The organism is Methanobacteriaceae archaeon (genome assembly GCA_030656015.1).
GTDB lineage: Archaea > Methanobacteriota > Methanobacteria > Methanobacteriales > Methanobacteriaceae > UBA349.
Window position 1 is genome coordinate 106,765 of the sequence record JAUSNX010000010.1, and the last position, 19,103, is coordinate 125,867.

General features: G+C 32.9%; 15 protein-coding genes. 8 read left to right on the forward strand and 7 right to left on the reverse strand.

Features of this window, described 5'->3' with window-relative positions:
• Nucleotides 1-80: 80 nt before the first annotated feature.
• Nucleotides 81-1,145: an mRNA surveillance protein pelota gene (locus Q7I96_07930; protein MDO9627534.1), complete on the reverse strand. Its 1,065-nt coding sequence runs from the start codon at nt 1,143-1,145 to the stop codon at nt 81-83.
• A 356-nt stretch (nt 1,146-1,501) separates the two neighbouring features.
• On the opposite strand from Q7I96_07930, the gene Q7I96_07935 reads away from it, so the two are divergent.
• From Q7I96_07935 to Q7I96_07960, 6 genes are all read left to right on the forward strand, one after another.
• Entirely contained in the window at nt 1,502-1,867 is a 366-nt protein-coding gene (locus tag Q7I96_07935; GenBank protein MDO9627535.1) for a hypothetical protein, read from the forward strand.
• A gap of 70 nt (nt 1,868-1,937) precedes the next feature.
• On the forward strand, nt 1,938-3,242 hold the full coding sequence (locus Q7I96_07940; GenBank protein ID MDO9627536.1) for a prephenate dehydrogenase: 1,305 nt from the start codon (nt 1,938-1,940) through the stop codon (nt 3,240-3,242).
• Nucleotides 3,243-3,624: 382 nt separating this feature from the next.
• The gene (locus Q7I96_07945; GenBank protein MDO9627537.1) at nt 3,625-5,832 is read left to right on the forward strand and encodes a CDC48 family AAA ATPase; all 2,208 of its coding nucleotides are present in this window, start codon (nt 3,625-3,627) and stop codon (nt 5,830-5,832) included.
• Between the two features lie 436 nt (nt 5,833-6,268).
• The gene (gene ahcY, locus Q7I96_07950; GenBank protein MDO9627538.1) at nt 6,269-7,522 is read left to right on the forward strand and encodes an adenosylhomocysteinase; all 1,254 of its coding nucleotides are present in this window, start codon (nt 6,269-6,271) and stop codon (nt 7,520-7,522) included.
• 208 nt (nt 7,523-7,730) lie between these two features.
• Nucleotides 7,731-8,378 carry a DUF2119 domain-containing protein gene (locus Q7I96_07955; protein MDO9627539.1) on the forward strand — a complete coding sequence of 216 codons (648 nt, stop codon included), beginning with the start codon at nt 7,731-7,733 and terminating at the stop codon, nt 8,376-8,378.
• 134 nt (nt 8,379-8,512) lie between these two features.
• On the forward strand, nt 8,513-10,549 hold the full coding sequence (locus Q7I96_07960; GenBank protein ID MDO9627540.1) for an IGHMBP2 family helicase: 2,037 nt from the start codon (nt 8,513-8,515) through the stop codon (nt 10,547-10,549).
• Nucleotides 10,550-10,638: 89 nt separating this feature from the next.
• Here the strand turns inward: Q7I96_07960 and fen are convergent, their stop codons facing one another.
• The 6 genes from fen to Q7I96_07990 form a co-directional block, all read right to left on the reverse strand.
• Nucleotides 10,639-11,634 carry a flap endonuclease-1 gene (gene fen, locus Q7I96_07965; GenBank protein MDO9627541.1) on the reverse strand — a complete coding sequence of 332 codons (996 nt, stop codon included), beginning with the start codon at nt 11,632-11,634 and terminating at the stop codon, nt 10,639-10,641.
• Nucleotides 11,635-11,844: 210 nt separating this feature from the next.
• Nucleotides 11,845-12,378 carry a chorismate pyruvate-lyase family protein gene (locus tag Q7I96_07970; GenBank protein ID MDO9627542.1) on the reverse strand — a complete coding sequence of 178 codons (534 nt, stop codon included), beginning with the start codon at nt 12,376-12,378 and terminating at the stop codon, nt 11,845-11,847.
• Nucleotides 12,379-12,481: 103 nt separating this feature from the next.
• Nucleotides 12,482-13,720, reverse strand: coding sequence for a homoaconitase large subunit (gene hacA, locus Q7I96_07975; protein ID MDO9627543.1), 1,239 nt, complete (start codon nt 13,718-13,720; stop codon nt 12,482-12,484).
• 120 nt (nt 13,721-13,840) lie between these two features.
• Entirely contained in the window at nt 13,841-15,016 is a 1,176-nt protein-coding gene (locus tag Q7I96_07980; protein ID MDO9627544.1) for a homocitrate synthase family protein, read from the reverse strand.
• Nucleotides 15,017-15,231: 215 nt separating this feature from the next.
• Nucleotides 15,232-15,768 carry a class IV adenylate cyclase gene (gene cyaB / locus Q7I96_07985; GenBank protein ID MDO9627545.1) on the reverse strand — a complete coding sequence of 179 codons (537 nt, stop codon included), beginning with the start codon at nt 15,766-15,768 and terminating at the stop codon, nt 15,232-15,234.
• Between the two features lie 141 nt (nt 15,769-15,909).
• Nucleotides 15,910-16,299, reverse strand: a complete 390-nt coding sequence (locus tag Q7I96_07990; protein MDO9627546.1) for a hypothetical protein — start codon at nt 16,297-16,299, stop codon at nt 15,910-15,912.
• A gap of 634 nt (nt 16,300-16,933) precedes the next feature.
• Here Q7I96_07990 and Q7I96_07995 point away from each other — a divergent pair.
• Together Q7I96_07995 and serB are read left to right on the forward strand one after the other, a co-directional pair.
• Nucleotides 16,934-17,479 carry a TATA-box-binding protein gene (locus Q7I96_07995; GenBank protein MDO9627547.1) on the forward strand — a complete coding sequence of 182 codons (546 nt, stop codon included), beginning with the start codon at nt 16,934-16,936 and terminating at the stop codon, nt 17,477-17,479.
• A gap of 11 nt (nt 17,480-17,490) precedes the next feature.
• Complete coding sequence (gene serB / locus Q7I96_08000) at nt 17,491-18,981, forward strand: phosphoserine phosphatase SerB (GenBank protein MDO9627548.1); 1,491 nt, start codon at nt 17,491-17,493, stop codon at nt 18,979-18,981.
• The last annotated feature ends 122 nt before the right edge of the window (nt 18,982-19,103 follow it).

Here is a 19,103-nt window from a genome sequence, read left to right on the forward strand (position 1 = left end):
CCTCAAAAATTCTATTCCTCATAAAATGATGCTGATAATCATATTATATGAACATTCTACTCCTTATTCACATTTTGAATTTAATTAGTCAAATTATATCTTAAAAGAGCAGCCATTCCACCTAAAGCTTCTAATTGTTTTCCACCCTCATGTTCACTGCTTACCATGATAACTTCCCCATTCATACGCTCTACCATATCCATAACTTTTTCTAAATCTTCCTGACGGACCATTTTATCAAGAACCAGCAACTGTTCTGCAGCACCAGCATTAACTGCGTTTACCACCTGTTTTTTACCATAGGCGACTGCAGATGAAGATTTAGAAATTTGTTCTAAGACCTTATTTACCGAACGCATTTCCCAGGCCACCCTGTTTTCAGCAGTTATTTTCTCAACAGTACCTTTCTTTAAAACTTCACCAATCCCTACTCTTCCACCAGTACCTGTGCTTTCTAAAATAGTTTTTTTGGCAATTTCAGGGTGTTTTTCGGTTAGATATGAATGAAAATCTCCTTTAACAAAACCTGGGCCTGCGATAACTATAGTTTGGACTTCTTTGAATTTTTTTAATGCATCCACTACGGTTTCATAGAATAGAACAACGTTTTTTCGCCTATCCTTTTGTTCAATTCTTTTTCCAGATATGTGTCCAATTAAAGGACCATAATATTCCACACCAAACTGTCTTATAAGACCCATATCTGCGGCGTCATCCTCTAAAACAAGAATTATGGCAGACAATTTTTTTGAAGCTTCAATAGCTTGTTTTAATCTCTTAATGGTCCATCTCGACCATTTTTCCTTCATTATGCGAATAGGAATATTTAGTTTTATTTCTAGGGTGTGGTGTGAACCTAATGGTATTAGATCCTCAGGGCCTTTTTCAATTACGCCTGTGGCCCTCAGTTTACCCGTGTAAATATGAAAATTAAGGCTTTCAACCAGTACGCCCAGGTAAAAAGTTTTTTTGATTCCTCTATCACTTCTAATTTTTTCTCCAGAGGTATCTTGAATCCTGCGAGTCGTTTTTGAGGAAATGATATCATTTTTTTCAATTATGTGAGATAAATGCCATAAATCATCCAATGTCTCAGGAACCAGCTCTATAACGCCTTTTTTCATATCCTGATATACTATACGCATTATTCTACCTCTTTTTAAATGAAATTAAATTATTAATATTTTAGTTCTGAAGTTTTTAATTTATTATAAATTAATTAGTTATACTTTCAAGCAATTATTTACTAAGTTCAATTTTAATATTAATCAGAAGTTATATCTATTTATTTTTAATTTATAAATAATATTTAATTTAAATACTGAAAATCGGTTATTTATTATAAACAATATTGATTTTTAAATTTTTTTAGATAAATGAATATAAATGAAGGAATTAAGTAAGAATAAAAAAAGAATAAATGAATAAATAATATAAAATGTTAATTAATTGAATATAAAATAAGCTTCTAAATAATTAGTATTTACAAGGAGAGCGAAAAATGAGTGATTATTCGGCAGGCTCTGCTGTTTTCGTTAGCATTATCATAGGTTTTATAATCTCAGTATTCTTTGATGGCATATTTGCCATTGCTGTTACCGGTTTCATGGCCACTTACTTAACCCGTTATAAAGAAAGACACACCATTGTTGGTGCTATTGCTGCTCTTATTTTGGGAGTTCTGGTTTTCTTTTTAAACGGCATATTTAGAAGTCCTGAAATGCCTTACAAAATATCATCATTAGTAACCGTTGATTTAGGAAGTTTTATCACGGGTTTTATAATATTATGTTTATTGAGCTTTGGTTTAGGGGCTCTAACCGGGTTTATTGCTAGTAAAGCAGCTAAAAATAAAGCTCCCAGCTAATTCGTTGTGATGAACATTTTATGAATATTAAATATGAAAATTAACAATTTTAATATATTTTGAGGTTAAAATGAAAATTGCCATAATAGGTGGTACTCGAGGATTGGGAATGTGGATAGCTTCTTTTTTAAAAGAAAAAGGCTTTCAGGTTACCATTACATCTAGAGATGAGCTTAGTGGAAACGCTATTTCTAAAAAACTAGATGTTAAATACAGCAGTGATAATCAAAAAGTTGCTGGTGAAAGTGATATAGTTATAATATCTGTGCCCATTGAGAGTACAGAATCTGTAATTAAGCAAGTGGCACCCCATATGAGCAAAGGTTCACTTTTAATGGATGTAACTTCTGTAAAAGAAAAACCAGCCATTTTGATGCATGAATATCTTGCAGAAGGTGCTTACTTTTTACCATCCCACCCCATGTTTGGCCCACGGGTAAGGTCCCTGGAAGGGCAGGTGATTGTTCTTACACCTTTGCAGGAATCTGAATGGTTTGAAACTATTTTTAAATTTCTAGAAGATCATAAAGCAAGGGTTTTAGTAACCACACCTGAAAAACATGACGAAATGATGAGTGTGGTTCAAGTACTAACCCATTTTGCATATATCAGCATATCATCTGCTATAAAAAAACTCAATTTGGATATTAAAGAATCCAGAAAATTTGCCAGCCCCATATATAATCTCATGCTTGATATCATATCCCGAATTGTGGCCCAAAATCCCTATTTGGTTTATTCCATACAGACTCAGACAGATTACGCTTATCAAGCTCGAGAAATATTTATGGAAACTATTAATGAGCTTAATGATATGTTAATTAACAATAATCAGACTAAATTTGTTAATGCCATGAGCTCTGCTGCTAAAAATATGGATGATATTGAGGCAGCATTAGGTAGATCTGATAAAGTTATTTCTGCACTTAATCAAGAAATAAGTGCTCTTAAAGAATCAATTAATAGTGAAGTATTTCTTCGCCATATTTATTCTGGAAAAACACACTACGGAATTCTAAAAGAGATATCGCCCGATTTTGTGACTCTGATTTCTGGTAAAAAGACTTTAAAGTTAAAGATCGCTAATATTGAAGTTTTATCTCCTTCCCAAGTGCAAGATTGGAAATTAAACAATTTAAAACAATATGAATACCATATTTCTGTCATTTTTCCATCCCATTGCGATCCTCAAATCATAGCTTCCGCTATTTCTAATTTGGAAGGAGTGGTCAGCACATCTGTAATGGATATTTATCAAGGCGAACAAATTGATGACAATCAAATAAGCATCACCTTCAGTTATAAAGTCCTGGAGGCTCGTTTTGTTAGGGAAGTTGAAAATCTTCTAAAAGGATTTGGGGCCATTATAAGGTAATTTATTTTATTATTTTTATTATTATATTCATTCAAGATAATTTTAGAATTTATTTAATTTTAAAATCAAATTACTTTTTTAATAAAACTTTTTTACCTATTTTTTAAATTTTCAGGATTATTTTTTTATAGGATAATTTATGAAAAAAATCCGCATTTCATATATAACTACCGAAATATTTATAAGTAATGAACATATATTGTATTATAGTAACAAAAGTTTACTAAAAGATTTTGCAAAGAATTGTTTTGATTTAGTTTGAAATAGAATTAATCTTAAATAAATTGCATAATCCAATTACAAATACTAAAATTATATTTTATACTAAAAACAAATAATTAATAAAAATTACTTATTAAAAGCATAAAAGCGGGGTGTTTTTATGGATAAAAAAGAGATGAATTTAAAAGTTGCTGAAGCTTTATCTCAATCAGATGTTGGTAGATCAATAGCAAGGATAGATCCAGCATGCATGCAAAAAATGGATCTTCTAGACGGGGACATAATTGAAATAAGTGGGAAAAAAATTGCTGCCGCAGCAGTAATATCTTCCCAATCAGACATAGGTCTGGGAATAATAAGAATAGATGGATATATGAGAAAAAATGCTGGTGCTTCCATTGGAGAAGAAGTTACTGTGCGTAGAGCAGAAGTAAAAGATGCTCAAAAAGTAGTTCTAGCGCCAGTAGAACATGAAATAATGGTAAGGGGGGATGTGAGGTCTGCATTCCTTAACCGAGCACTGGTTAAAGGAGACATAATTGTATCCGGAATAAGACAACAACAAGCTCCGAGTAGAATGCCAGGTAGCGGAAGTTTATTTGATGAATTTTTCCGAGATATGGTGGACGTATCCCCTCTTGGAGAAATAAAGCTGGCCGTGGTGTCCACCAAGCCCAGTGGAGTAGTTAAAGTAACTCAAATGACTGAAGTGGAAATTCAGACATCACCCGTAGATGTTTCTAAAATCGAAGGTGTTAAAAACCTGGTTGATGTGACTTATGAGGATATCGGAGGCCTCAAAGAAGAAGTTAAGAAAGTAAGGGAAATGATAGAGATACCCTTAAAGAGACCCGAACTCTTTGAAAGATTAGGAATCTCACCACCTAAAGGTGTGCTTATGCATGGTCCTCCAGGAACAGGAAAAACTTTGCTGGCCAAAGCCGTGGCCAATGAGAGTGACGCTCACTTCATAACCATAAACGGACCAGAAATCATGAGTAAGTATGTTGGAGGGTCAGAAGAACGGTTAAGAGAGTTCTTTGAAGAAGCAGAAGAAAATGCGCCGTCAATCATATTCATTGATGAACTGGATGCCATTGCACCAAAAAGAGAAGAAGTTAGTGGTGAGGTGGAACGCAGAATTGTAGCCCAATTACTGACCTTAATGGATGGTCTTAAAGCTAGAGGACAGGTTGTTGTTATTGGGGCAACAAATAGGCCAGATGCACTTGATGGTGCTTTAAGAAGACCAGGTAGATTTGATAGGGAAATTGAAATCGGAGTGCCTGATAAAGAAGGTCGAAAAGAAGTACTGGAGATTCATACTCGAGGTATGCCCCTAGATGAAAATGTGGATCTTGACGAAATATCCACCATAACCCACGGATTTGTTGGCGCCGATCTTGAATCACTCTGTAAAGAGTCAGCCATGCGAGTTCTCCGCCGAGTACTACCAGATATTAAAACAGACGAAGAAATTCCTAAAGAAATCTTAAAGAAGATGATTGTAAATAAATCAGACTTCAAAGAGGCTTTAAAAGAAATTCAACCATCTGCACTTAGAGAAGTTCTGGTACAGGTCCCAGATATTAAGTGGGACGATATAGGTGGACTAGACTGTGCTAAGCAAGAACTCAAAGAAGCTGTAGAATGGCCTTTAAAGTATCCAGAAAACTTCGAGAAGTTTGGAGTAAGGCCACCTAAAGGCGTCCTCATTCATGGTTCCCCAGGTACTGGAAAAACCCTCCTGGCCCAGGCAGTAGCCAATGAAAGTGATGCTAACTTTATATCTGTTAAAGGTCCTGAATTACTATCTAAATGGGTAGGGGAATCTGAAAAAGGTGTTAGGGAAGTTTTCAAAAAGGCCAGACAAACAGCCCCAACTGTAATCTTCTTTGATGAAATAGATTCCATTGCTGCAACCAGAAGCGGTTCATCATCAGATTCAGGGGTTACTCAGAGAGTTGTAAATCAACTGCTTACTGAAATCGATGGTATGGAAGAATTACAAGATGTATCCGTTATTGCTGCTACTAATCGACCAGACATGCTGGACTCTGCTCTTCTAAGACCTGGAAGGTTTGATAGGCATGTCGAAGTAGGAGATCCTGATGAAAAAGGCAGACTGGCCATATTTAAGGTCCATACCAAAAAAATGCCTCTGGATGACGATGTGGAAATTGAAAAACTTGCCAAATCCAGTGCAGGATATGTCGGTGCAGATATAGAATCTGTGTGCCGGGAAGCAGCCATGTTAACTCTAAGGGATAATCTGGATGCAGAAACTGTTACTATGGCCTACTTCAAAAAAGCCATGGAAAAGGTAAAACCAGCAAAAAACGAAACTGAAATGGTTCAGTACCATTAAGTTTTAAACAAAGAAGAGAATTAAAATCTCTTCTTAATTTTTTATTAATTTAATTTTGTTATTAATTTAATTTTGTTATTAATTTTCGTTTAATTAATTAATTCTGCTATTTTTTAAAATAATTAATTTTAAATAATTTTTACTCATTTTCGGATAAAATAAATCACTGAATCACCACAAAATCAAAGCACAGTTCAAGAACTGATATTTATTATATTTATAATTTTAAATCCATTCATAAATATATTTTAAACAAGTTAATATATTTCAATAAAATATTTTTAAATTAAATGGCTAATAAATAATGTCCTAATAAAGAAAATATTTATAGAAATTAAAGTGATATTAAACTATTGAAATAAATAATAGAAATATAATAAGATTCCTTTAAAAAAAATCATCTTGATATGAATTATTAAAAAATAACGGTGATACAATGCCCTATGATGTAAAAGATATTTCACTAGCACCCCAAGGTAAACAAAAAATAGAATGGGTACAAAAACACATGCCTGTTTTAGAGCACATTAAAAAAGAATTTGAAAAAACCAAACCTTTTGAAGGGATCACCATTGCCTCTTGTCTGCATTTAGAACCTAAAACCATTAATTTAGGGCTAACCTTGCAAGCTGGAGGGGCTGAAGTAGCTATGACTGGATGTAATCCTCTTTCAACCCACGATGATGCCACTGCTGCTGGAGCAGCCCTTGGATTGAATATGTACGGCTGGAGAGAAGAAACTAACGAGGAATACTATCAAAACATTCATAAAGTTCTTGATCACGACCCGGACATTTTAATTGATGACGGAGCAGACATGATCTTTTTAGTTCATAGAGAAAGAAAAGAGCTTTTAAGCAAAATTAAAGGTGCTTGTGAAGAAACCACCACTGGAATCCATCGTTTAAAGAGCATGGCTGAAGACGGAGCATTAAAATTCCCAGTTATGGCTGTGAATGATGCCTATACTAAATATCTTTTTGATAATAGATATGGAACCGGACAATCCACCTTTGATTCAATCATGGGAGCCACCAATATGTTAATCGCGGGTAAAACCGTGGTAGTATGTGGTTACGGTTGGTGTGGAAGAGGAGTTGCTATGCGTGCTCTGGGATTAGGCGGCAATGTTATAGTCACTGAAATAGATCCAATAAGAGCCCTTGAAGCTAAAATGGATGGATTTAGAGTTATGCCGGTTCGAGAAGCCGTTAAACAAGCAGATATCCTTTTGACAGTGACTGGAAATATTGATGTTGTATCTGGAGATGACTTTAAATACATGAAAGATGGGTGTGTTATGGCCAATTCTGGACACTTTAACGTGGAAATAAACCAAGATGATATAAGAAAACTTTCAGTGTCCGAGAAAAAGGTTAAAGTAGACATTGATGAATTTGAAATGGAAGATGGGCGTTTATTATACTTGTTAGCTGATGGAAGATTAGTTAATTTAGCATCAGAAAGAGGTCAAGGTCATCCCGCAGAAATCATGGATCTGAGTTTTGCTATGCAGGCTCTTTCAGCCAAACATATATTAAATGAAGATTTGAATCATGGTGTGCACCGGGCCCCTGATGAACTCGACTTCAGTGTAGCTAAATTAAAACTTGCTGCCATGGATATTGAAATAGATGAATTAAGTCCTCGCCAAATTGATTATTTAGATAATTGGGAAGAAGGAACTTAGTTCCTTTTATTATTTTTTTTAAAGATTTTTTATTGAATATAAAATAATTGATTCAAAGCATAATTTGATAATTGATTTTAGATATCCGTATTCCACCATAGGTTATTAGTTTAATGATATTTCTCTTAAGTAGATAGTTTAGATAGTTGAATTGATTTTAAAGCATTCTAAAATGTAATTTTCAGTTTACATAGCAGAAGGAGATTTAATGAGTTTTTTCAAACTTATAGATAAAGGGCCGGGAATTAAGCGACTTTTTGTAGGTGGAGTTCATGGGAAAGAAGGATTTAGTACTATTAAAGCTTTAAAAAGAATTCAAAGCTCTGATGTTAAAACCGGCCAACTTATTATTTATAATTGTGATCAAAGCAAGTATATAAGCACCTTAGATAGCAATTATTATCAAAGTAAAATGGGAAAAGAAATTTTAAGGTTAATAAACTATTACCGGCCCGAAATGTATGTGGAAACTCATTGTTATCATCATAAAAGCTATGAAAAACTGATTGACCTCCACCGTGAAGAAATATCGGGTGTTCCTCCTTTAATTGAGCTTGAAAAAGGAGTTTTAATGGGATCTGTATCACCTTACCTAAGAACTAGTTCATTTAAAAGAGAAGATATTTGTTTAACCTTGGAAATGCCTTGTATTACAAATAATGATTGTTCTTATCCAAAAAATAAATGTCAAAATCCAGAAGAATCTTTAGATATATATTTAAAAATTCTTAAAATTCTTGCAGAGTCCAATAATAGGTCAGAGTTGGAAACAAATATCTCTAAATATTATCCTCAGCAAGTAAAAACCGCCAGACATTATGCTCGTAAATTTTTTGGAGAATATCCACCATTTTAATTTTATTTAATTTCATCAATCCCAATTATCTAAAAAAACTAAAAATTTCTAATACCTATTGAATAAAAATTCATAGAATGATGGAGGCATATCCATAATATCAATATATTTCAAATCTTCTTAAACTCGTTGAAATGGAGCAAGAAGCAGAAATTAGCTTCATGATGAATGAAATAAGAAGACTATCTCCCAATAAAAGGGAAAGTGTGGGTAGGGCCATAAATAATCTTAGTGGGAAGATTGTAGGTAAAGAGCTCGGATTTAATCTGGTTAAATATGGTAGAAAGAAGTCTTTTGAAAGTGAAATTAATGTGGGGGACTTGGTGCTCATCAGTCGTGGCAATCCCTTAAAAAGCGACCTGACTGGAACAGTTACTGAGAAAGGAAAACGTTTTATAACTATAGCCTTGGAAAATGTTCCTCAGTGGGCCTTAAAAAATGTTAGAATAGATTTATATGCTAATGATATAACCTTTCGCCGAATGAAAGAAAATTTGAACAATTTAAGTTTTTCAGGAGAAAAAGCGCTGGAATTTCTATTGGGAACAGAAAAAACACCATCTATAATAGATATTAATCCCCCTAATTCATTTGAAAATATTCCATTTAAAGATATTCAAATTAATAAATCTCAAATGAATGCAGTTTCCTCTGCTATGGCAACAGATGACTTCTTTTTAATTCATGGGCCATTTGGAACCGGGAAAACTCGGACTTTAAGAGAGTTGATTCGACAAGAAGTCAAAAAAGGGAATAAAATACTGGCCACAGCCGAAAGCAACACGGCAGTGGATAATATTTTAGATGGATTATCTATGGCCATTTCAGAGGAATATAAAATTGAAGATAAAAAAAGGGACAAAAATAAATCCAGAGATGATTGTAATGGTGAAATTGATTGTGTTAGGTTAGGCCATCCTCAGAGAGCTTCTCGCAAAAATATAAAGTATACTCTGGCATATCAAGTAGAAAATCATCCACTGAATTCACAAATAAATCATCTAAAAGATGGAATTAAAAAAATTATTAGTGAACGAGACAAAAATACAAAACCATTGCCTGGGCTTCGTAGAGGATTGAGCGATACCCAAATACTTCTAAATGCAGTTAAAAAAAGAGGTTCCAGGGGAGTTTCACCCAATGTAATGATATCAATGGCCCGCTGGATAGAAAATAATCAAAAAGTGGATCAAAACCAAGAAAAAATACGTGCAATTGAAAAGAATATTGTGGAAAATATTCTAAAAAAAAGCTCAGTAGTTCTTTGTACTAATTCTTCAGCAGGATTAGATTATTTAAAAGGAGCAAAATTTGATTTATCTGTGATAGATGAGTCATCCCAAGCAACAATTCCCAGTTTATTGATACCTATTTCTAAAGCCAAACGTTTTGTTCTGGCCGGAGACCATAGGCAGTTACCACCCACTATAGTCAGCCAAAAAGCTCGAACCCTTCAAAAAACTCTTTTTGAGGAGTTAATAAAAAAATATCCTCAAAAATCCACCATACTAAACGTTCAATATCGAATGAATCCTGCTTTAATGGAATTTCCAAATCATGAATTTTATAATGGTGAAATAAAAGCTTCGGAAAGCCTAAATAAAATTTCACTTAATGATATAGTCTCTAAAATTAATATAAATGAGATTATTGAAAAAAATGAAATTGATCGGTTCAAAGAAGTTGAAAGAGATTTATTAGATTCTCAAATCCCATTTATATTTTTAAATACATCTAAAATTAATGAAAGATTTGAACAGAGAATAAAAGATTCTACATCAATTCAAAATCCTCTTGAAGCAGATATTATAAGCATAATTATTAATATATTCCTGAAATCAGGGTTTTCATCAGAAAATATAGGTATAATAAGTCCCTATGATGATCAAAGAAATTTAATTAGCTCTTTAACCAATGTCGAAGTGAAAACGGTGGATGGGTATCAGGGGCGTGAAAAAGACATTATGATTATATCTACGGTTAGAAGTAATTCAAAAAGAGAAATTGGATTTTTAAGTGATATGCGGAGACTTAATGTCGCACTTACTAGGGCTAGAAGAAAAATGATAATGGTCGGCGATGTTGACACTTTAAAAAGCAATGCAACATACCATCGACTGATAAAAGACTCTAAAAAAAGAGGATTTTTAAAAGATTTACAATTAAATTAAATTAATTGAGTTTATTTTAGTCCCATTGAATTTATGATTATTAATTATGATTATTATTATTAATATATTTTCCAAAATATTCAATTTATCTAAAACCAGTCTTCCAAGCTTTTTTGAGTGGAATCCATTTTCTTAATCTTTTTTATAGCACTGGAAACCCTTTCCTCTGAAAAGCCATGTTCCCCACATAAAAACTCTATTATTCCTTCTTGATCAGGAGTTCTCCATTTGAGTTCATAATCCCTAGTAATTTCTGGATTTAAAAATAATTCTCTTAAAAGTTCTGGATCTGCACCAAATTCATCTAGGGAAGTCTTAGTTTTCTCAATTGCTGCAAATATATCTTTTTCTTGTTTAATAAGTTTTAAACCAGTTTTAGCACCCACTCCTTTAATTCCCGGATTAAAGTCTGTGCCCACCATTAAGGCCACATCAACTAATTGTTCCCGAGTAATTTCCAGACTTTTAAGAACTAAATCAAGTTCCATTAATTCCGGAGCAGCCAAATTTCCACTAATAGTTAAATTACGAACGACAAGTGGAGCTCCAAAAAGCAGACAGTCATAATCCTGGCTAGCTACGGCCCAAGCATCACCATTAGTAACCATGAAAGATGCTTGCGCTTCACCTTCGCCCAACGATTGTATATAAGGCACCCCCATAAGCTCAAGCAACTTTTTAGAACCATTAACCACATCTGAAGACATTCTAGATGATCTTACAGCATATTTTCTTGCTTCTTCAATGTCACCCTTGCCCAATGCCTCTTTCCATTTCTTCTCAGATTCTTTTCGTACTTCAATCCTTTTACTTACAGTTTCTCCCTTTAAAGAATGAGATTTACCATCAAACACATATATGGGCTTTATTCCTTTTTCCATTAAAGAAGAAGTTCTATAAAGTATACCGCTAAGGTGAGATGTGACTCTACCGTGCTCATCCATGAGAGGCGACCCATCTCTTTGGCGGATACTTGATAAAAATTGATAAATACTATTAGCTGCATCAATAGCAACTGTACGGCCATTTAAATCCTCAAAATTAATTGGTTTAGGCGAAACAATATCTTTAAACTTCACTCCCATTTTAAATCCCCTTCATATGCTATTTAAGTAATTTAAATTTATTAATTATATTTATATTTTTACGAATAATATAAATATTTTAAATTAATGCTGATATCAATTAACTGGTTTAGCAGTATTAAATATATTTGATATAAGAAAATTCTGATGAGGAAAAAACTAAATATCCTTGATAAAGTTAATTAATAAAATTATAATAAATTTTAAAGATTATTTAGTAAAAGAAGTTATAGGAAATGTTTCTTTGATTCTAATTAAAATTTCGCCATTTCTAATTATATTATAAGTTCTAGTAAGCATCATAGAATCCGTGTTAAATATGTCTTTAAGTTGTTGGTCTGGTTCTTCCATAGCAATTGATTCAACTTCCCTTCTGGACTCCACATTATGTTTCTTTAATATACGGCCAATAGGTATGTCTGCACGTATTAAGTCCTCTTTAAAATTATTATTTAATCTATCAACAGGAATATATGATATAGCATGAATAAGAGGTTCTTTAGTTCCAATAATTACAACCCTATAATTAACCGTATCACCAGGATTAATTTCTAATATTTCAGCTATTTCCAAATCAGCTATTTGAGATTCTTGAACTAGTGTTTTAATACCGACATGGCCTTTTAAAACATCTAATATTCTAGTAACAGAACCATCAGTGGCCAGAAGTATCTTTTGAGTATTGGATAACTCTCCTGCTAGTTTTTCCATCCTTTTGATTTCATCCATGACATTTATATCCATTTATTTCCCCTTTTTTTTTCTTTTTTCAAATAATGAAATATTTAATAAAAAAATAGATTATAAAATGAATTTTTTAATAAATTAATCATAAAATAGACTCATTTTAAGGGCCCCTAATTTCCCCATGAATCGCTGAATTGGCTGCTACAGCAGCATTAGATAAATAAACCTCAGAATCTGGATCTCCCATTCTGCCTTTAAAATTACGGTTAGTAGTGGCCAGACTTACTTCACCAGAACCTATGACGCCCATATGTCCTCCTAGACAAGGTCCACACCCAGGATTACATACCATTACTCCTGCTTCAATGAATGTGCTGATAATACCATTATTAACTGCTTTTGCATAAATTTCAGCAGAAGCTGGAATTATAACCATCCTTACATCTTCATGAACTTTTTTACCAGATAAAACATCAGCAGCTTCCATTAAATCCTCATAACGACCATTAGTACATGATCCTATGAAAACCTGATCTATATGGGTTCCTTCAACTTTGCTGAGAGGTTTAACATTATCTACATCATGAGGACAGGCAATTTGTGGTTCCATATCATTTACGTCAAAATTAAATTCTTTAGAATAAGCATGGTCTGGGTCGGATTCATAAATCTCAAAAGAAGACCTAGTTCTTTTTTTTAAGTATTCTAAAACTGCTTTATTGGGTTTCATAATGCCATTTTTAGCTCCAATTTCAACGGACATATTAGCAACAGTCATTCTTCCTGAAACACCCATATTATAAATTGTTTCGCCACAGTACTCCACGGAGTTGTAATTTGCCCCATCAGCACCAATTTTTCCAATTATATGGAGTATAACATCTTTTGGAGTTACATTTTCAGCTAAATTCCCATTAATCTCTGCTTTTATTGATTCTGGAACCATAAACCATGTTTTTCCAGTAGCATAGACTAGAGCCATATCTGTAGCTCCCATTCCAGTGGCAAATGCTCCAAAGGCCCCATAAGTACAAGTATGTGAATCTGCACCCACGATAAGTTTACCTGGATGTACAAAACCCTTCTCAGGGAGAACCTGGTGACATATTCCTTCACCATGATTATAAATATTTTTTATGCCTTGTTCTCGGGCAAAATCTCGAGTTATGTGCTGAAATTCTGCAGAACCAATAGTATTCGCTGGAAAATTATGATCAAAAACTATAACAATTTTTTCAGGATCCCATACTTTCTCAGCAACACGTCTAAAGGTTTTAATTGTAGGGGGGGATGTTCCATCGTGAGTCATGGCTAAATCGACTTTTGCTTCTATAATCTCACCAGGTGAAACTTCGCTCTTTCCAGCAGATCTAGCAAGAATTTTTTCGGTTATATTCATTTAAAGTCCTCAATCTGAGTGTTCAGTATTATTTGGTCATTTTAAAAATATAAATAGTTAAAATTAATTAAAATAATTAATTTTAATTGGTTAATTTAAAGTAAATGCTCAATTAATTAATCAAATATCCACTGGGCCTCTTGTAGATTTCACAATGTGGTTAAAGAGCTCATCATTAATGTATCTACCTTCTTCTCGACTTTTTTTTACTTCTTCAACTATTTTACACAGCTCATCCCTAGTAACTTCTATGCCGCACTCTTCGAGTTTTGCTTTGACTGCACGACATCCAGAGTGTTTTCCCAAAACGATTTTACGGGTTTGACCAACTAATTCTGGCAAAAAAGGCTCGTAAGTTAAAGGTTCTTCGATAACTGCATCCACGTGAATTCCAGATTCATGCCTAAATACATTCTTACCCACAATAGGTTTGTTTTTAGGTACAGCCACCTTGGTGTGCTTTTCAACTAAATTGGATAATTCTTGGAAAACTTTTATATTGAATCCTAAGTCTACCCCATACATAATTAGCAAAGACATTACTAATTCTTCTAGAGAAGTGTTTCCTGCCCGCTCACCAATTCCATTCACAGTAGTGGATATGGCATTACCTCCAGCCAATAATCCAGAAATAGAATTTGATAAGGCCATACCAAAGTCATTATGGCAGTGCATAGCAATATCTGTTTTTAAAACAGATCTAAGTTCTCTAACCAAGAAATCCATTCCTTGAGGAGTTATAGCTCCCACAGTATCGGCTATGTGTATTCGATCAACACCATATTCTTCTGCTTTTTTGTAAATTCTTTTTAGAAAATCAAGATCGGTACGGGTAGCATCTTCAGCAGAAAAAGCTACAAATAAATCATGGTCTTTGGCATATTCAATGGACTTCATACATACATTTAAAGCTTCTTCTCGACTTAATTTTAATTTATGTTCTAAATGGAGATCTGATGTTCCCATAAAAGTTATTATTCCATCAACATCACAATCCAATGCCACATCAATATCCTCTTTTTTAGTACGAGATAATACTATAATTTCTGCATCAAGGCCCTCTTGAACAACTCGTTTAACAGAAGATTTTTCTTGCTCAGAAACAACTGGAAATCCAGTTTCTATTTGATGTATATTTAATTCATCGAGCTTTCTTGCAATTTCAAGTTTTTCCTGAGTACCTAAACATACGCCTGGGGTTTGTTCACCATCTCTAAGAGTAGTATCATATACTGTGATCTTTTTTGGAAATTCCAGCTTTACTTCCTTATTAAAAGGACTTACAAAATACTTCAAAAGATTCCCACCTATTAGTTTGATATTTATGAAACAAATCAGTTTAAGTTACTTATCTATTTCTTCATATTTCATCGAATATTATCGTTAAGTTTAATTAATATGTTAATTATCAATTTTATCTATTTATTTAGTATAAAAAATTAACACTGAAGAATCCTTCCGGTGCGACATTAACTGAAAAATTAAAACAATAGTAAAAATTAGAGTATAATTCAAATACCAGTCAATTCCAAGTATGATTTTCTTTCAAACCCTTCAGTTATTCCCAGTTTTTCATATAATATAAAAATATCTTGTAATGATTCTTCGAAATCTTCACCATCTTCCAGGTCTTTCTCTATTTCAACAAAAATTCCTGCTTTTTTTACTGTGTCCAGAGTAATTATAAAATCATTAAAATGGTATATTTCACGATCTTTCACAACATTAGCCACTAATTTAAACCCTAAACTTTCAAAAATATTTTTAGTTTTGGTCGCATCACCCACAGAAACTTCAAATTCTTGACGGGTTTTACTAGATTTATCAATTTTAGCACCTTTATATGTTATAAAAACATCCAGTTTATCCCCATTAGGTATTTTTCTTATTCTCAATGCTTCATCAGTGACTGAAAAATCCCTGTGAGGTGCATTAAAATAAGTATCTTCTTGACGTTCTGTCCTAATTTTTTTTGCATTCAATTCCAAAAGGGATTTTTTTATAGAATCAAATTCATTCACTCGTGCTTTTACCTCAACTTCAATCAAATAAATCACCAAGTTTAGTAATTTCATGAAATAAATTTAAATTTAATATCAAAAATATAATAATGAATAAATTAATGTGGTATTTCAATAATCAAAACATTCCTAAATCAGTTCCAATTATAAACTGAATTGTTTAATAATCTATTTAACCTGATTCTTAATGAACTCTCTTAAAAATATTTTAGAATCTTCTATTTGAACAATATATCCATCAATTAAATTATCAAGAGCATCATAAGGAGCTAATAATTCTTCTTTCTCTTTCAATAATTTTTTTTTAGCTTCTTTAGCTTTTTTATCTGATTTTTTATTTTCTTTAAGAGATTCATTCAGTTCATCAGTTTTAGTTATGTATTCCCGGCGTATGTTTCTAGCATCTATTCGCAAATTATATTTAATTTGTCTCAGTATCCTTTGGTACTCTTTAAGACGCATAAGAATCGTTGTAGCATCCATTAATGATTCCGGCTTTATTTCAAATCCATCAATTCCCAGTTTTTCTATTTGCTTTTTGTAATGTTTTGGATTCATCTAATCCCCCAATAAAAATGAATTGGTTAAAAAATTAAATTTTTTGAATTCATTTTTAATTAAATATTAAAACAGTTTTTGTGATTTAGCAATAGATCATAATCTATTAATATTATAGTTAATCTCCCATAATAATATTATTAAAAATAATATATTAAATATAGAATTATGTCAGAAATAAATTAGAAATAATAAAAAATACCTTAGAGGCTCATTTGAAGTTAAATAATTACATCAGATATATAAGTAACATGATTATCACATTAGCATGAAAAGAAAGATACTTAGATTAAAATATATATTAATTATGAAAGTATTTTAATAAGACAAAGGATACTATTATAAATGAAGATGAATTAATTATTAATATAATAGTTATAATTTAATAGGTGCTTTTAAATAGAACTATTAATATATTGGATTTAGAAACTGTGTCATGAATTCCTTAATCAATTAATATATCATCCCATTAATATGGCACTAGTAGAATAATGTGATATTATGCATATGATAGCATTAAGTATTAACCGCTACTTTTTAAGTGCATTATATATAAATAGCCATTATAAATAACGATTTATACATTTTATATAATAAATAAAATTTTTCTAATTTATACTGGGAGGTATATCACTTGACCGATGTGGATATTAAAATTGAAAACATTGTAGCCTCTGCAACTCTTGGAAAGTCCATTGATCTTCCCACTGTTGCCAAAGCTTTAGAAGGCGTTGATTTTAACCGCGAACAGTTTCCTGGATTAGTATACAAACTAAAAGAGCCTAAAACCGCAGCTTTGATTTTTGGTTCTGGGAAGTTAGTTTGCACAGGTGCAAAGTCCATTAGTGACTCAAAATTGGCCATAAAAATAACTGTGGACCAGATGAGAACTATGGATCCTGATATTCCAGAGGAGTTTGAAATAAAAATACAAAACATAGTTGCTTCTGCTAATTTACATTGTAAATTAAACTTAGAAGCAGTTGCTTTAGGATTAGAAAATACTGAATACGAGCCAGAACAGTTCCCTGGACTGGTTTATAGGTTAAAGGACCCGAAAGTGGTTCTTTTACTCTTTGGGTCTGGTAAGGTAGTTTGTACCGGAGCCAAGACCTTTGAAGACGCCAAACTTGGCGTCGCAAAGACTCGCGAAAGGCTCGGCGAGTTGGATTTGATTTAATTGGTGATATTTTGATTAAACTTATAGTTTTTGACCTTGATAACGTTATTATAGACGGCGAAGCCATAGACGAAATCGGAAAATTGATGGACGTCCAAGACCAGATTATAGAGATCACAGAAAAAGCCATGCAAGGCGATGTAGATTTTGAAACAGCTATCAAAGAAAGAGTTAAATTGCTCAAAGGTGCTTCAATTGAAGATATTAAAAAAATATCTGATGAAATGCCTCTTATGAAAGGTGCCGAAGAAACCATTGCTGCATTGAAAGAGAAAGGATACAAAGTGGCCACTATCAGTGGAAGTTTTGATATTGTTGCTAATTCAATAAAAGAAAAGCTAGGCCTTGATTACGCATTTTCTAACAAATTGCTTGAAGAAGATGGGATTTTAACTGGAGAAGTTAGTGGTCCTCTGGTGGAAGGTTCTAAGTACGATGTTCTGTGTAAACTAGTGAAAGATGAAAACATAACTCTAGAAGAGTGTGTAGCAGTGGGAGATGGCGCAAACGACATATCCATGATTGAAGCAGTGAAATTAGGAATTGCTTTCAATGCTAAGCCAGCCCTCAAAGAAATAGCTGACAAAGTAATTGATAATAAAGATTTAATGGAGATTATTCCTTTGCTAGAAACCAAAACCAATCCGGAAGAAAATAAAAAAGAATCTACCAAGATTGAAGGAAATCTAGACAATGCCATGGATTTGAAAGATGAATATGAGAAGAAACTCTCTAAAATCTCTGAAGAACGGGAGCAGTTTAATCAACAAGCTAAAAAATACCGTGAAATTCGAGATGAACTCAACAACAGCCTGAAAGAAAATTTAAATGTAGCTATCGACTTCCGGGACAAACGGAATAAAATTAATGAAGAAGTCGAAAAGAACAAAAAACTTCGGGATAAGGCTAATGAAGAGCTCAAAAAGATGGAATGGTCTTCTGGTAGAAGAGACCGAATGAAGCTGGAAAACGAGATTAAAAAGATCGATAAGATTATTGAAACCCGTGTTCTCGACATTAAAAAAGAGAACAAATTGGTTAAAGACGCTAATGATCTTCGTAAAAAGCTCATGGAAATCCAGGAAGATGAAGGAGTTCAAGAAGAAGCTCAAGAACTTAAAGCAACTTCTGAGTCATACCATGCCAAAGTGGTTGAGCTATCTGAACAAGCCCAAGAATATCACGAAAGTATGCTTGAGTACTTCCGAAAAACCGATGAAATACGAACTAATGCTGATGAAGCTCATCAAAAATTCCTAGAAGCCAAAAATAATGCTTCAGCAAAACACGAAGACTTCAAATCAGTTCTTGGTGAGATTCATAAGGTCAATAAACAACTCGGTGGCATGAGATCCAAAAGAAGGGATATCGAAAGCCGGGCCAGCCGTAAAAAAGATCGGGAAGAAAAAGAAAAGGCTGAAGAGATATATCGTCGGTTCAAAGAAGGTAAAAAAGTCAGTACAGAAGAAATTTTGTTACTGCAAAAGCATAACATCGTTTAATAAGGGAATATCTCCTTATTAAATCATTATCTTCTTATTGCTTCAAAATAATTATTTTTTAAATAATTAGATTTTATTATATTTTTTTATAGAATTTCACTTGATTCAAATAATTCCATGGT

What these genes read in the sequence shown, in the direction of transcription:
- Q7I96_07930 (MDO9627534.1), bottom strand. Translation starts at nt 1,145, where the DNA reads ATGCGTATAGTATATCAGGATATGAAAAAAGGCGTTATAGAGCTGGTT.
- Q7I96_07935 (MDO9627535.1), top strand. Translation starts at nt 1,502, where the DNA reads ATGAGTGATTATTCGGCAGGCTCTGCTGTTTTCGTTAGCATTATCATA.
- Q7I96_07940 (MDO9627536.1), top strand. Translation starts at nt 1,938, where the DNA reads ATGAAAATTGCCATAATAGGTGGTACTCGAGGATTGGGAATGTGGATA.
- Q7I96_07945 (MDO9627537.1), top strand. Translation starts at nt 3,625, where the DNA reads ATGGATAAAAAAGAGATGAATTTAAAAGTTGCTGAAGCTTTATCTCAA.
- ahcY (MDO9627538.1), top strand. Translation starts at nt 6,269, where the DNA reads ATGCCCTATGATGTAAAAGATATTTCACTAGCACCCCAAGGTAAACAA.
- Q7I96_07955 (MDO9627539.1), top strand. Translation starts at nt 7,731, where the DNA reads ATGAGTTTTTTCAAACTTATAGATAAAGGGCCGGGAATTAAGCGACTT.
- Q7I96_07960 (MDO9627540.1), top strand. Translation starts at nt 8,513, where the DNA reads ATGGAGCAAGAAGCAGAAATTAGCTTCATGATGAATGAAATAAGAAGA.
- fen (MDO9627541.1), bottom strand. Translation starts at nt 11,634, where the DNA reads ATGGGAGTGAAGTTTAAAGATATTGTTTCGCCTAAACCAATTAATTTT.
- Q7I96_07970 (MDO9627542.1), bottom strand. Translation starts at nt 12,378, where the DNA reads ATGGATATAAATGTCATGGATGAAATCAAAAGGATGGAAAAACTAGCA.
- hacA (MDO9627543.1), bottom strand. Translation starts at nt 13,720, where the DNA reads ATGAATATAACCGAAAAAATTCTTGCTAGATCTGCTGGAAAGAGCGAA.
- Q7I96_07990 (MDO9627546.1), bottom strand. Translation starts at nt 16,299, where the DNA reads ATGAATCCAAAACATTACAAAAAGCAAATAGAAAAACTGGGAATTGAT.